Origin of the sequence: Pseudarthrobacter sp. NPDC058362, assembly GCF_042723515.1 — a bacterium.
GTDB lineage: Bacteria > Actinomycetota > Actinomycetes > Actinomycetales > Micrococcaceae > Arthrobacter.
In genome coordinates, this window is record NZ_JBHXIW010000001.1 from 482,282 (window position 1) to 495,483 (window position 13,202).

Annotated in this window: 16 protein-coding genes; all 16 read left to right on the plus strand. The window is 66.5% G+C overall.

What is annotated here, in order from left to right; translation table 11 throughout:
- Positions 1-10 precede the first annotated feature (10 nt).
- A complete protein-coding gene (locus tag ACFWIX_RS02270; RefSeq protein WP_377214484.1) occupies positions 11-433 on the plus strand; it encodes a flagellar hook assembly protein FlgD in 423 nt (140 codons plus the stop codon).
- A 32-nt stretch (positions 434-465) separates the two neighbouring features.
- A complete protein-coding gene (locus ACFWIX_RS02275; protein WP_377214485.1) occupies positions 466-1,638 on the plus strand; it encodes a flagellar hook protein FlgE in 1,173 nt (390 codons plus the stop codon).
- A gap of 143 nt (positions 1,639-1,781) precedes the next feature.
- Positions 1,782-2,063 (plus strand): flagellar FlbD family protein, encoded by a 282-nt coding sequence (locus ACFWIX_RS02280; protein ID WP_377214486.1) that lies wholly within the window; start codon positions 1,782-1,784, stop codon positions 2,061-2,063.
- Positions 2,064-2,071: 8 nt separating this feature from the next.
- Positions 2,072-2,893, plus strand: a complete 822-nt coding sequence (locus ACFWIX_RS02285; RefSeq protein ID WP_377214487.1) for a motility protein A — start codon at positions 2,072-2,074, stop codon at positions 2,891-2,893.
- Positions 2,893-3,687 (plus strand): flagellar motor protein MotB, encoded by a 795-nt coding sequence (locus ACFWIX_RS02290; RefSeq protein WP_377214488.1) that lies wholly within the window; start codon positions 2,893-2,895, stop codon positions 3,685-3,687. The genes ACFWIX_RS02285 and ACFWIX_RS02290 overlap by 1 nt, the downstream gene beginning before the upstream one ends.
- A gap of 40 nt (positions 3,688-3,727) precedes the next feature.
- Positions 3,728-4,636: a flagellar motor switch protein FliM gene (locus ACFWIX_RS02295; protein ID WP_377214489.1), complete on the plus strand. Its 909-nt coding sequence runs from the start codon at positions 3,728-3,730 to the stop codon at positions 4,634-4,636.
- Positions 4,633-5,355: a flagellar motor switch protein FliN gene (gene fliN, locus ACFWIX_RS02300; RefSeq protein ID WP_377214490.1), complete on the plus strand. Its 723-nt coding sequence runs from the start codon at positions 4,633-4,635 to the stop codon at positions 5,353-5,355. The genes ACFWIX_RS02295 and fliN overlap by 4 nt, the downstream gene beginning before the upstream one ends.
- Complete coding sequence (locus ACFWIX_RS02305) at positions 5,355-5,885, plus strand: FliO/MopB family protein (protein WP_377214491.1); 531 nt, start codon at positions 5,355-5,357, stop codon at positions 5,883-5,885. The genes fliN and ACFWIX_RS02305 overlap by 1 nt, the downstream gene beginning before the upstream one ends.
- Before the next feature lie 77 nt (positions 5,886-5,962).
- The gene (gene fliP / locus ACFWIX_RS02310; RefSeq protein WP_377214919.1) at positions 5,963-6,724 is read left to right on the plus strand and encodes a flagellar type III secretion system pore protein FliP; all 762 of its coding nucleotides are present in this window, start codon (positions 5,963-5,965) and stop codon (positions 6,722-6,724) included.
- Positions 6,724-6,999 (plus strand): flagellar biosynthesis protein FliQ, encoded by a 276-nt coding sequence (fliQ, locus tag ACFWIX_RS02315; RefSeq protein ID WP_377214492.1) that lies wholly within the window; start codon positions 6,724-6,726, stop codon positions 6,997-6,999. The genes fliP and fliQ overlap by 1 nt, the downstream gene beginning before the upstream one ends.
- 2 nt (positions 7,000-7,001) lie before the next feature.
- Entirely contained in the window at positions 7,002-7,760 is a 759-nt protein-coding gene (locus ACFWIX_RS02320) for a flagellar biosynthetic protein FliR (protein WP_377214493.1), read from the plus strand.
- A complete protein-coding gene (locus ACFWIX_RS02325) occupies positions 7,761-8,885 on the plus strand; it encodes a flagellar biosynthesis protein FlhB (RefSeq protein ID WP_377214494.1) in 1,125 nt (374 codons plus the stop codon).
- Positions 8,882-10,933, plus strand: a complete 2,052-nt coding sequence (locus tag ACFWIX_RS02330; protein ID WP_377214495.1) for a flagellar biosynthesis protein FlhA — start codon at positions 8,882-8,884, stop codon at positions 10,931-10,933. Before ACFWIX_RS02325 ends, ACFWIX_RS02330 begins: the two co-directional genes overlap by 4 nt.
- Positions 10,934-11,121: 188 nt before the next feature.
- On the plus strand, positions 11,122-11,943 hold the full coding sequence (locus ACFWIX_RS02335) for a sigma-70 family RNA polymerase sigma factor (RefSeq protein ID WP_377214496.1): 822 nt from the start codon (positions 11,122-11,124) through the stop codon (positions 11,941-11,943).
- 8 nt (positions 11,944-11,951) lie between these two features.
- Positions 11,952-12,893, plus strand: coding sequence for a hypothetical protein (locus ACFWIX_RS02340; RefSeq protein ID WP_377214497.1), 942 nt, complete (start codon positions 11,952-11,954; stop codon positions 12,891-12,893).
- A gap of 58 nt (positions 12,894-12,951) precedes the next feature.
- Positions 12,952-13,191 (plus strand): carbon storage regulator CsrA, encoded by a 240-nt coding sequence (gene csrA / locus ACFWIX_RS02345; RefSeq protein ID WP_377214498.1) that lies wholly within the window; start codon positions 12,952-12,954, stop codon positions 13,189-13,191.
- Positions 13,192-13,202: the final 11 nt, after the last annotated feature.

Consider the following 13,202-nt stretch of genomic DNA (forward strand, 5'->3'; position numbering starts at 1 on the left):
GAACCAAAGGATGCCAATTGAAGCTGTCACGGCCCCGCGGGATGCAGGCCTTTACACCGGGGCCCCGGCACGGGCCCCCAAGCAGACCATGGACGGGGAAGTGTTCATGCAGCTGCTGGTCACCCAGCTGCAGAACCAGGACCCCAGCTCGCCCATGGACACCAACGAGATGATCGCCCAGACCACCCAGCTGGCCATGATGGAAAAGCTGAACCAGCTCTCCACCAACGCCGAAGAGAACTTTTCCCTGCAGATGCGCTCCGCGGCGGCGGCCTTGATCGGACAGCAGGTCAGCTACACCGGAGCCGACGGCCAGACCGCCACCGGCCTGGCAACGTCCGTCTCCTACGCAGGCAAGGTCCCCTCGGTCACCGTGGGCGGCCAGGCCGTTGCCCTCGACGCTGTAACCGGCATCGCCGCCGGCGCTTCCTAACTTCAAGAATTCCTTCCCGAAAGGCACATACCATGCTCCGCTCCCTGTACTCCGGCATTTCCGGTCTCCGCTCCCACCAGACCATGCTGGACGTCACCGGCAACAACATCGCCAACGTAAACACCACCGGCTTCAAGGCCTCGGCCACCCAGTTCCAGGACACCCTGTCGCAGATGACGCAGGGCGCCGGTGCCGGTGGCGCCACGGTAGGCGGCACCAACCCCGCCCAGGTGGGCCTCGGCGTCCAGGTGGCGGGCATCTCCACCAACTTCGCCCAGGGGTCAGCACAGTCCACCGGCCGCTCCACGGACATGATGATTTCCGGGGACGGTTTCTTCGTCACCCGCAAGGGCGGCGAGCAGCTCTACACGCGCGCCGGCGCGCTGGACCTGGACGCCCAGGGCCGCTTTGTCACGCCGGACGGCGCGCTCCTGCAGGGCTGGAAAGGCGTCAACGGCAAGGTACCCACCGGCGGGGCCGTCGGAAACCTGACCGTTGACCCGCAGGCTACGGCACCCGCGGCCGCCACCACCGGTGCCAGCATGGGCGGCAACCTCCCCTCCGAAGCCGCCGTGGGCACGCAGCTGGTGCGCGACGTCGACGTTTTCGACGGCACCGGCAACGCCCGCACCATGGTGCTCACCTTCAGCCGCACGGCCGGCGGCTGGGCAGTAACGGGCGACGACGGCGCCGGGGCCACCGGGGCAACCAACCTCGCCTTCACCAACGGCAAGCAGACCGGCGGGGGCACCATGGCCGTCGGCGGCATCACCGTGGACCTCACAGCTGTCACCGGCTACGCGGGCCTGAACACCCTGGTCAACACCGGCCAGAACGGGCGTGCCGCGGGCACCCTGCAGTCCTTCACCCTGTCGCCCGACGGCACGATTGTTGGTTCCTTCAGCAACGGCGCCAAGGAAGCGGTCGGAAAGGTCGCACTTGCCACGTTCACCAACCCTGGTGGCCTGGAAAAGGCCGGCGCGTCGGGCTACCGGTCCACCCTTAACTCGGGCGGCGCCGTCATCGGCAGTGCGGGGGATCCGGGCGTGGGCACCCTCTCCGGCGGCTACCTGGAAATGTCCAACGTGGACCTTTCCCAGGAGTTCACCAACCTGATCGTGGCCCAGCGCGGCTTCCAGGCGAACTCACGCATCATCACCACCTCGGATGAGGTCCTCCAGGAACTGACCAACCTGAAGCGCTAGCCTTCGGGAGTCTTGTCCACTCAGAGGGCTTTGTCGGCCGTTTAGGGCCCATGTGGACAAAACCCGAATGCTAACGGCTGGCCCTGGACTGCCGAAAGTCTAGGGGGAAAGCCCGCCGGGCTCGGAATGCAGGAGTGGGCCCCGTGATCGTTGTAACCCGTCTGAATGGTGCGCAGTTTGCCGTCAATCCGGACCTGATCGAACGCATGTACGCCAGCCCGGACACCACGTTGGTGATGGTGGACGGGGCCAAATACATCGTCACGGAGCCGCTGGGCGCAGTCATTGACCTGATCGCCGACTGGCGTGCCCGGGTCCTGGCCACCGCCCGTGATCTTCCGGTCCTGGCCCCGGAGCCCGGAGCGCGGCCCCTGAGCATCGTCCACCCTCCGGCCCCCACGGCCGAGCAACCCCCCACACACTGAGAGTAACTATGGATCCCGCAACAATTATCGGCCTGCTGCTGGCGTTCGGCTCGCTCTACGCCATGATCACGCTCGAAGGCTCCAGCGTGAACTCCATCCTGCTGCCGGCGCCGATGATCATGGTCCTGGGCGGCACGCTGGCCGTGGGACTGGCGGGAACCACCATGCGTGAGGCGCTCCGCGCGTTCAAGTCACTGCCCAAGGCATTCATGGGCCGTGCCACCAAACCCCAAGACAGCATCGACCAGATCGTGGTCCTGGCGGAAAAAGCGCGCAGCGAGGGACTGCTCGCCCTTGAAGAGGAAGCCGGCAAACAGGAGGATCCCTTCCTGCGCGGCGCCCTGCAGAACGTTGCGGACGGCACGGACGGCGAAGACCTGCGCATCATGCTCGAGGACGAAATCGCCACCAAGGCAAAGTCGGACCACGCCTGCTCCAAATTCTTCATGGGCATGGGTGGCTACGCGCCCACTATCGGCATCATCGGCACCGTAGTGTCCCTGACGCACGTGTTGGAGAACCTCTCCAACCCGGACGAGCTGGGCCACATGATCGCAGCCGCCTTCGTTGCCACCCTGTGGGGTCTGCTGTCGGCCAACTTCATCTGGCTTCCCCTGGGCAGCCGCCTGGCCAAGGTCAACGAAATGGAACTGGCCCGGATGCAGCTGCTGATGGAAGGCGTCCTGGCGATCCAGGCCGGCAGCCAGCCGCTCCTGCTGCAGGAACGGCTGCGGGCCCTGGTCCCGGCCCACGCCCTGCCCAAGGAAGGAACCGGGAAGAAGGGCGCAGGGAAGGACGGCGTGCTGCCCCGCCTCGAGGACGCCGCCTGATGCCCCGCCGTCGCGGACGGCAGGCCTACGTCCCACCGGACGAGCACCCGGACGAACGCTGGATGGCCTCCTACACGGACATGGTCACGGTCCTGATGTGCTTGTTCATCGTGCTCTTCGCCATGTCCTCAGTGGATGCCCAAAAATTCGAGAAGCTGAAGAACTCTCTGGCGAGTGGTTTCGGGGTCGTGGATGAGGGCAAGGTGGACACCGCAGAAGGCGTGGTGGTTCCGCCCGAAAAGGTCGATGTAGAGCTCGAAGGCATGACGGACCTTGAACTTGCCATGGCCGAAACGGACGAACTGCTTGCCATCAAGGCCCGCATCAGCAAGGACCTCGCCCGGCAGGGCCTGCTGGATTCCGTCCGGTTCGCCATCGACGAGCGCGGGCTGAGCATCCGGCTGGTGGGCGCCGAGTCCTTCTTCAGGCCAGACTCCGCGGACCTGACGGACCAGACCGTGCGCGTGCTGGACACGATCCGCCCGGTGGTGTCCCTGACCAAGCGGGAGGTGGCCGTCGAAGGGCACACCGCCAAGGTCGCCGCACCAAACCCCCGCTACTGGGAGCTGTCCTCCGAACGCGCCACCAACGTGGTGCGGAACCTCATCAGGCCCGGTGGCATCGCACCGGAGCGCATCCGCGCCGTGGGGTTCGGTTCCGCGCGTCCGCTGACGCCCGGCAAAACGGCGGAGGAGTTGATGCTCAACCGGCGTACCGACGTCGTGGTCCTTTCGGATGAAAGCGAAACGGTCCGTGCCCTGATTCCCGGCGTGCTCAAATCACGCAGCACCTGACCGCCTTACGAGCGGCCGGCCGCGGCCGATAGTGGGAGCCGTGAGTCCACAGGAAAACCAGAATCCCAACCCGAGGGCGAGGGCACCCCGGACGGTGGAAGTCTATGACTTCCGGCGTCCCACCACCCTTGCCCGCGAGCATAGCCGGATCCTGGAACTGGCCTTTGAGACCTTTGCCCGGCAGTGGGGCACCCAGCTGACCGCCAAGGTCCGGGTCAAATCCCAGGTCACGTTCGGCAACGTCCTGATGCAGACTTATGACGCCTACGCCGCGTCCCTGCCGTCCACCACGGCCATGGTGCTGTGCCGGCTCGAGGGCCTGGACTCCAAAGCGGTGATCCAGTTTCCCACCGCCGCGGGCCTTGCCTGGGTTGGCCGGATGCTGGGCGGCAACGGAAGCCAGCCGGCGCCGGAGCGCAAATTCACGCAGATCGAGCATTCGCTGGTGCGGCGCCTGATGGAGGACGCCCTCGAGGACCTCCGTTACTCGCTGGGTTCACTCATGGAACCGGCCATCAGCCTCGAAAGCATTCAGCACAACTCCCAGTTCGCCCAGGCCGCCGCCACCACGGACCTCATGATCGTGGCTTCTTTCAGCATCCGGGTGGGCGAGGACGCGTCGGACGCAACCATCGCCATGCCCGCCGAGGTGCTGCTGGCGGGCCTCGGCGCCGCCAATCCCACTGCCTCAGCGGAGAACTCGAAGGACATGCTGCTGGAACAGCTGGGATACGTGCCCGTGGATGTCTCCCTGAGCCTCACCCCGGCCAGCGTGCGCCCCACCACCGTCCTGAACCTGGCGGTGGGGGACCTGGTTCCCTTGCCGCATCCCACCCACCGGCCGCTGGACATCACCGTGGAAGGCCGGGCGCTGGCACAGGCCGCGCCCGGAGCGAACGGTGCCCGGCTGGCCGCAGTTATCGTCAATACCCAGGAGACCCGCCGATGAGCGCAAACCACACCCTGCAAACCTCAGCCGCAGCTGCCCTGGTTGAGCTGCTGCCTACTCCGGTACCCCTGACTGCGGCTCCCGCCGCCGGCGCCCTTCCGCCAGGCGCCGCCGCCTCGGCTGTCAGCGCCAACTTCGTCGGCTCGGTTTCCGCGGACATCGCCTTGGCCCTGGTGGATGCCTCCTCAGTCCTTCCTGCCGGCGGCGGCGCAGGCCTGGTCACGGCCGCGAACGTGCTGCGGCCCGCCATGGAAAACGCCAGCGCGGCGCTCGGTTCAGGCGTCCTGGGCGAATGCCGGGACGAGGATGCCACCGCCCTGTTTAGCGACCCCGAGACAGTGGTGTTCGAGTTGCGGGACATGCAAAGCACCGCAGGCTGGTTCGGCATCCGTGTCCGGGAAAACGGGGTCCTTGGCGGGACCGCGTTTCCGTCAGCAGACAGCCACCAGCGCCAGCACGGCAGCATGGCCGGGAAGCTCGGCCGCATCAACAACGTAGAGATGGCGCTGACCGTGGAAATCGGCCGCACCCGCATGTCGGTACGCGACGTCCTGAACCTGGAGCCCGGCGGCGTGGTGGAGCTGGACCGTTCCGCGGGCGCGCCGGCCGATGTCCTGCTCAACGGACGGGTCATCGCCCACGGTGAAGTGGTGGTGGTGGATCAGGATTACGCCGTCCGGATCACGCGTATCCTCGACATTGCCGACGGCGTCCACTGATGGACGAGCTGATTCTCTGGCTGCGGGTTATCCTTTCGCTGGGAGCCGTATTGGCCCTGCTGTGGATCATCCAGCGGCGCGTTGGCAGGAACGCGGGGACCGCCGTCGGCAATTCCCGCCCCCTCCAGCTCATCGCCCGGCAGGGAATCGGCCAAAAAGCATCCGTCGTCATCGTCGAGGCGGACGGACAGCGCCTCCTGCTCGGTGTCACCGAGCAGTCCGTGACGGTGATCAACAGCACTGATGCCCGCACGGCCGAACCGGCCGCTGTCCAGGCTGCCCCGGCTGCGTCCTTCAGGGACGCGCTGGCGGCGGAAACGGGTGAAAGTACGACGGCGATCAGCCGGGAACGCCGTGAACGTCGCCGCACGCGCGGATCGCGCAACGGGCTGGAGGGCTCCATCCTCTCGCTCAAAACCTGGCAGGACAGCGCCGCGGCGCTGCGCACCGGAGCGGATGCGCTGAAAAACGGCACGGATGCCGTCCAATCAACCGGCACGGATGCCCTGACGAATGGTTCCAGGAACTGACCGTGCCCGCTTCATCCCTGCGCCCCCGGATCGGGGTGCTGCACCTTCTTGCTGCCGTTTTCGCGGCGGCGGCCCTGATGCTCCTGGCCTCCGCCACCGGCCACGCCGCACCGCTGCCGCCGGTGGACCCCACCCCGCCCTCGGATCCGGACGCTCCGGAGGACGCCAATGGCGGTTTCTCCGTCGAGATCAACGGCCCTGACGGGGCACCTGCGGGCGCCATCGTCACGCTGCTGGGCATCACCCTCCTTGCGGTGGCGCCCTCGCTGCTGCTGATGATGTCCTCCTTCACCAAGATCTTCGTAGTCCTGGCCATGGCCCGCAACGCCCTGGGACTGCCCTCCATTCCGCCCAACCAGGTGCTGGCCGGACTTGCCCTGTTCCTGTCCCTGTTCATCATGGGACCGGTCCTGACCCAGATCAACGAGACCGCCCTCCAGCCCTACCTCAACGGCGGAATGACGTTTGACACCGCCTACGAGACCGGGGTGAAGCCGCTGCAGGCGTTCATGCTCGCCCACACGCGGGAGGAGGACATCGCCCTGATGACGCGGGCAGCCAACATGGAGAACCCGGCCAGCCCGGAAGCGGTGCCCCTGCTGACGCTGATCCCCTCCTTCATGGTGTCCGAGCTCCGCGCAGCCTTCATCATCGGCTTCGTCATTTTTGTTCCCTTCCTGGTGATTGACCTGGTGGTGGCATCGGCGCTGATGTCCATGGGCATGATGATGCTTCCGCCGGTGATGATTTCGCTGCCGTTCAAGATCCTGCTGTTCATCCTGGTGGACGGCTGGGGCCTGATCATCAAGGCCCTCGTGGGCAGTTACGCGGGGACCTGATGAACACCAGCGCAGTCATGGACATCGGCCTGCAGGCCCTCTGGCTGGCGGCGAAGCTGTCCGCCCCGGTGCTGATCACGGCGCTCGCCGTGGGCTTCGGCATCTCGCTGCTGCAGTCCATCACGCAGATCCAGGAAGTCACGCTGTCCTTCGTGCCCAAGGCGATCGCCGTCGCGGTGGTCCTGATGGTGTCCGGGCACTGGATGATCTCCGAAGCCGTGACGTTCACCCAGATGCTGTTCGAGAAAATCCCTTCGCTGCTGGGGAACGGCTAGTAGTGGAAATCCCGCTTAACCAGGCATGGCTGGAAGCCGTCATGCTGGCATCCGTGCGGATGGTGACCTTCCTGGCCATCGCCCCGCCTTTCTCCTACAACGCCTTTCCACTGCGGGTCAAGGCCATGCTGGGCATCGGGCTGGCCTTGGCCGTCTCGCCGCAGACAGTGCCCGGCTACGAACCGCTGGACACCGCTGGATTCGTGGGCGCCCTGACCATGGAGATCCTCACCGGCGGCGTGCTGGGTTTCCTGGTCATGCTGGTGTTCTCCGCACTGCAGTCCGCCGGCAACCTGATCGACCTCTTCGGCGGCTTCCAGCTCGCCCAGGCCTTTGACCCACAGTCCATGGTCAATGGAGCCCAGTTCACCCGGCTGTTCCAGATGACCGCCCTGGCACTCCTGTTCGTGAGCGACGGCTACCAGCTCATCCTGGGCGGCCTCGCCCGCAGTTTTACGGCCCTGCCCATCGCCGGCACGGTGGACCTCGCCCGTGCCGGTGAGCTGATGGTCACCGGCACCACCGGCATGTTCCTGGCCGCAGTCCAGATTGCCGGGCCGCTGCTGGTTGTGCTGTTCCTGGCGGATGTGGGCCTTGGACTGCTCACCCGCGTGGCGCCGGCCCTGAACGCCTTCGCACTGGGCTTCCCGTTGAAGATCCTGCTGACCCTGATTTTCTCGGCCGTGATTTTCGTGGCGCTGCCAAGGGTGGTGGCTGCGATCAGCGGCGACGCCGTCAACACGCTGATGGGGGTGAGGTAGATGTCCCAGGACTCCGGCGAGCGCACAGAGCAGGCCACCGAGAAGCGCATGAAGGAGGTCCGGTCCAAGGGCCAGTTGTCCAAATCCCAGGACCTCACGGCGTGGCTGGGGATCGGTGCCGCGGCTGTGATGATGCCCTCCACCCTGGACCGGGCCGCGCAGGCAGCCAACGACCAGCTCTTCAACGTCTCTGCAGCGGTCCGCAGCCCGGACCCCGGAGAGGCGCTGCGCATGTTGGGTGATGGGCTCGGGTCCATGGGTGCCAGCCTCCTTCCGATGCTCGGGGTGGTCCTCGTGGCCGTGTTCCTCGGAGCGGCAGGCCAGGGCGGCATCAACTTCCGTAAGTTCCGCGGCAAGTTCGAGCAGTTCAACCTGGTCGCCGGGATGAAACAGACGTTCGGTACCCAGGCGCTCTGGCAAGGCGTCAAAGCCCTGCTGAAAACGGCGGTGGTGGGCCTGGTGCTGTACCTGGTGATCCAGGGCCTGGTGCCGGTGCTCATGACGGCCGGCGGCCTGTCGGTGGCATCACTGCTGGCCTCGGCCGGCGGCGGCATCGGCGCCCTCATCCAGTACGCCGTCGCCGCAGGCATTGTGCTGGCCATTGCGGACGTCCTGGTGGTCCAGCGCCGGAACCGGAAGCGCACCAGGATGACCAAGAAGGAGGTCAAGGACGAGCACAAGAATTCCGACGGCGACCCGCTGGTCAAGTCCCAGCGCCGGTCCCGGCAGCTTTCGATGAGCCGGAACCGGATGATCGCCGCGGTGGGCGAATCCGACGTCGTCATGGTCAACCCCACCCACATCGCCGTGGCGCTGCGCTATGAGGCCGGAAAGTCGGCCCCGCGGGTCACCGCCAAGGGCTCCGGACACATCGCGCTGCGGATCCGTGAAGAGGCGGAGGCCAAAGGCGTGCCGCTGGTCCGCGACGTGCCCCTGGCCCGCTCGCTGCACGCGTCCTGTGAGATCGGCCAGGAAATCCCGGCCGAGCTGTACAGCGCGGTGGCCGCGGTGCTGGCGTTCGTCATGCAGCTCAAGGCCCGCGGCTCCGCCGCCGGCACCCACGCCCTGAACACCCACCACACCCCCATCACACCCACTCCCGCAACCGGAAGGCGCGCACGATGAACCGCAACCTTGGCCGACTGGCGGTACCGGTCGGCGTCGTAGGCATCATCCTGATCCTGGTGGTGCCCGTCCCGGCAGCCCTGCTGGACTTCCTGATCGTGATGAACATCCTGTTCGCCCTGGTGGTCCTGCTGAACACGATGTTCGTCAAGAAGCCCATGGACTTCTCCGTGTTCCCGTCGCTGCTGCTGGTGGCCACGCTGTTCCGGCTGGGCCTCAATGTGGCCTCCACCAGGCTGGTCCTGGGCGAGGCGCACGCCGGCGCCGTCATTGATGCCTTCGGCCAGGTGACTGTGGGCGGGAACATGATCATCGGCATCGTGGTGTTCCTGATCCTGGTGGTCATCCAGTTCGTGGTGGTTACCAAGGGCGCCGAACGTGTGGCCGAAGTGGGTGCAAGGTTCACCCTGGATGCCATGCCCGGCAAGCAGATGGCCATCGACGCGGACCTGAACGCCGGCCTGATCACGGATGATCAAGCGCGCGAGCGGCGCTCGGAGGTTTCGGCGGAGGCCGACTTCTACGGCGCGATGGACGGCGCATCAAAATTCGTCAAGGGTGACGCGATCGTCGGCATCATCATCATCATCGTGAACCTGTTGGGCGGGGTGGCCATTGGCATGGCCCAGCGCGGCATGGAAATCATGGAGGCGCTGGACACGTACAGCCTGCTGACCATCGGAGACGGGCTGGTCAGCCAGATCCCGGCGCTGTTGATGGCCGTCGCCACCGGCATGATCGTTACCCGCTCCAACGCGGAATCGGACATGGGTTCCACTGCTTCCTCGCAGCTTGCCCAGTCCCGGAACGCCCTGATGATTACGGGATTGGCAGCGATCGTCATGGCCTTGATTCCGAGCATGCCGAAGCTGCCGTTCATCCTGGTGGGCGCATTCCTGCTGTTCGCCTCCCAACGGGTCAAGGCCGCCGCGGACACACAGGCAGCGGCGGACCTCGAAGCCGCAACAGAAAGCCAGGCCGCGGCGAAGCCGGATCCCACTGCAGAGATCATGGAACAGATGCGCGTACACGCACTGGAAATCCAGCTGGCCCCGGACCTGGTGGACATCGTCTCGGGAGCCTCTGACGACCTCCTGGCCCGGGTGCGTTCGCTGCGGCATAAGATCGCCATGGAACTTGGCATCGTCATCCCCCCGGTAAGGACCCGCGACAGCGTGGAGCTGCCGGCGTCCACCTACGTGATCCGGATCGCCGGGGTCGAGGCCGGGCGGGGCCAGGCCCCGTCGGGCCGCGTCCTGGCGCTGGGAGAGGGGCTGCAGGCGCTGCCCGGCACCATAACGGAAGAGCCCGTGTTCGGGCTCTCCGGCAAGTGGGTCCCTTCGGAAATGCGCCATGCGGCCGAGATGGCCGGTGCCACGGTCATCGACAGGGTGTCGGTACTGGTGACGCACCTGTCAGCGATCATCACCGAGAACGCGCCGCGGCTGCTGAGCCGCGAGGACGTGCGGGTGCTCAACGAGGGCGTGAAGGAGCAGAGCCCGTCCGCCGTGGAGGAGCTGGTTCCGGGGCTGCTGACGTTGGCAGAGGTACAGCGGGTGCTGCAGGGTCTGCTGGCCGAGCAGGTGCCCATCAACGACCTGCCCAGGATCTATGAGGCACTGACCCTGCGCGCCAAGGTCTCCACCGACCCCGAGGGCCTGATCGAGGCAGCCCGGCAGGGCCTAGGCCCAGTGGTGGCAGCCAAACATGTCAGCAATGGTTCCCTTGCGGTGCTCACCATCGAGCCGCTGCTGGAGCAAAGCCTGCTGGAGGGCATGCGCCCTTCGGAGCACGGCACGCAGATCATGATGTCGCCGGGACGGCTCGAGGCGCTGCTGGGGGCCGTGCGTGACACAGTGGCGCGGGCGGAGGCGGCCGGGCAGGCGCCGGTGCTGGTGTGCGCCCCGGCGCTCCGGCCTGCAGTCCACCGGCTGGTGTCTGCCCAGTCCGGCGGGCTGGTGGTCCTTTCCTACCAGGAGGCCACCGCCGCGAAGACCGGAATCGAGACCGTGGGCGTCGTCCGGATGGCCGAACCGATCTCCGCGTGAGGCGCTTTTGATGGCCTTGGAACGCGATAATTCGGCGGCTGGACGGATCCTGCGTAAAAACAATGGATAACCTGCGGCTGAGCGGGAATAACACCGGCAACTCGCTGGTAGCTTTATTCCCGGAGCCGCGCGTCACACAACTTGACACGCTGGTTGGCTCAAAAAGTTTCTTGTCAAAATGGGGAAAAATGGATCGGAACGAACGCGACAGACTGGTGCTCGAAAACCTTCCACTGGTGGGATATCTGGTTTCGGATATTTGCGCCAAGGCCACACATATTTCTCGTGAGGACCTGGCATCAGTGGGCGCCATCGCCCTCATCACGGCCGCCGATTCCTATGACCCGTCCCGAGGAGTCCCTTTTGGCGCCTACGCCCGGCGCCGGATCATCGGCTCCTTCGCTGACGACATGCGCTCCAGCGACTGGGCTCCCCGCTCTGCCCGGCGCCGGATCCGGGAGACCCTGGCCGTCCAGGAGACCCTGACCGCAGAACTTGGCCGGGCGCCGTCGTCCACTGAGATCGCCGCCGCCCTGGGCGTGGACCAGGCCACCGCGGATGCCGCCCTGGCGGACTCTGCACGGACGGTGTCCACCATCGACGGCACCATCGCCGAGTTCCTGGTGGCCGACGGCGGCGCCTCGCCGGAGAGCGAAGTCCTCCTTTCGGAGCGACAGGGCTTCCTGCGCACGGCCGTGGAGGCCCTGCCGGAGAAGATGCGCTTTATCGTGGAACAGGTGTACTTCGAGGACCGGACGGTCAAGGAGTTGGCGGAGGAACTGGGCCTGACCCACTCCGCCGTCTCGCAGCAGCGTGCCGAGGCGATCCGGCTTCTGCAGGACGGCCTGGCCACCCACTACACGGGCGAGGCCCCGGCCGCCGCGCCGCAGCTGCAGTCCCGCCTGTCTGCCAGCCGACGGACCGCCTACCTGGAGTCGCTGGGCGCCCACGCCCTGGGCGGCATCGTCCATGCAGGGCGCCGTCTTCCGGCTTTCGCGCCGGCACTCTAGACGTACCGATGGAAATCCAGCTCAGCGGCAGTTCCATGGAGGAACTGCGCGAACGGGTGCGGAGCCGGTACGGTCCGGATGCCCGGATTGTCAGCGCCGAGGCCGTCACCGTAGGCGGCATCAAGGGATATCTGGCCAGGCGCCATTATGAGGTGACGGTCCGCGTGCCCGAACTGCAACAGCAGCGCAGCGCCGCGGTCCGGCCGCGGGCCGGCATTGCCGCCCTGCTTGCGGAGGCCGACCAGGTCGAAGCCGGCTCCGGTCCCGCGGCCGCCGCAGCGAAGGCCACCGCTCCGGCGGTTTCCACCATGTCCGGCGGCTTTGATGAGCTCGTCAAGGACCTCGCACGATCCACCGGTGCCATGGCCAAGCTGGAAGCCCAACCCGGGGACGGGGCGGCGCCCGGTGTCCGGGGACGCCGGGCATACCGGGCCCCGCGGCCAGGCAGGTATCCGGGGGACCTCACCGTGGTGGTGGGCCTCCAGACGGACGCCCTGAAGGTGTGCCAGGACTTGGCGCAGGATGCTGCTGCGGCAGGCGGCGTGGGAAGGGCCGACGGCGATACCCGAGGCGTGTACACGGGCGGCAGTCACGCGGCGCAGGGGTATCTTCCGCTGGGCAATCGGGCCGGTGCGGTGGCAGCACGCGCTGCGGGAGTCGAAGGCGGCTACCCGGTGTTCGTCGCTTGGGGGATCGGTTCCGCGCGCGGGGGAGGCATGGACTTTGCCGGGCTGGCCTCGCTCGCTGCGGACCAGGTATGGGTGGCGGTGGACGCGCGGATGAAGGAGGCGGACACCGCGTCGTGGGTGGGGGCCGTCAAAGCGGCCGTAGAGGTGACCGGGCTGGCCGTGGAGCACAGCCATGGGACAAGCACGCCGGAATCGGTGAACCGGCTGGAAGTACCGGTGGGCTGGCTGGACGGCAGGCCCTCGCCCGCTCCAAGGCTATGACCGTGGCCCTTTTGTATATAGCAATCAGCGCGATTTTGCGTTGGGATAGAGTGGCGCTGTGCTGGTACTAACACGCAAAGTCGATGAAAAAATTCTCATTGGTGACGACATTGTCATTACCGTTCTTGAGTCCCGGGGAGACGTGGTGCGGATCGGGATCGAAGCGCCCCGCGGTATCACCATCCAGCGTGAGGAAGTGGTGCGGGCCATCACCGAGGCGAACCTGGCGGCAGCCCGCCCGGATGACGACGCCGAAGCACGGCTTAAAGCGATTTTGGGACAGAAAAAGAACAACTAAAGCAAAGCCGC

What these genes read in the sequence shown, in the direction of transcription:
- ACFWIX_RS02270 (WP_377214484.1), top strand. Translation starts at nt 11, where the DNA reads ATGCCAATTGAAGCTGTCACGGCCCCGCGGGATGCAGGCCTTTACACC.
- ACFWIX_RS02275 (WP_377214485.1), top strand. Translation starts at nt 466, where the DNA reads ATGCTCCGCTCCCTGTACTCCGGCATTTCCGGTCTCCGCTCCCACCAG.
- ACFWIX_RS02285 (WP_377214487.1), top strand. Translation starts at nt 2,072, where the DNA reads ATGGATCCCGCAACAATTATCGGCCTGCTGCTGGCGTTCGGCTCGCTC.
- ACFWIX_RS02290 (WP_377214488.1), top strand. Translation starts at nt 2,893, where the DNA reads ATGCCCCGCCGTCGCGGACGGCAGGCCTACGTCCCACCGGACGAGCAC.
- fliN (WP_377214490.1), top strand. Translation starts at nt 4,633, where the DNA reads ATGAGCGCAAACCACACCCTGCAAACCTCAGCCGCAGCTGCCCTGGTT.
- ACFWIX_RS02305 (WP_377214491.1), top strand. Translation starts at nt 5,355, where the DNA reads ATGGACGAGCTGATTCTCTGGCTGCGGGTTATCCTTTCGCTGGGAGCC.
- fliP (WP_377214919.1), top strand. Translation starts at nt 5,963, where the DNA reads ATGCTCCTGGCCTCCGCCACCGGCCACGCCGCACCGCTGCCGCCGGTG.
- fliQ (WP_377214492.1), top strand. Translation starts at nt 6,724, where the DNA reads ATGAACACCAGCGCAGTCATGGACATCGGCCTGCAGGCCCTCTGGCTG.
- ACFWIX_RS02325 (WP_377214494.1), top strand. Translation starts at nt 7,761, where the DNA reads ATGTCCCAGGACTCCGGCGAGCGCACAGAGCAGGCCACCGAGAAGCGC.
- ACFWIX_RS02330 (WP_377214495.1), top strand. Translation starts at nt 8,882, where the DNA reads ATGAACCGCAACCTTGGCCGACTGGCGGTACCGGTCGGCGTCGTAGGC.
- ACFWIX_RS02335 (WP_377214496.1), top strand. Translation starts at nt 11,122, where the DNA reads ATGGATCGGAACGAACGCGACAGACTGGTGCTCGAAAACCTTCCACTG.
- ACFWIX_RS02340 (WP_377214497.1), top strand. Translation starts at nt 11,952, where the DNA reads ATGGAAATCCAGCTCAGCGGCAGTTCCATGGAGGAACTGCGCGAACGG.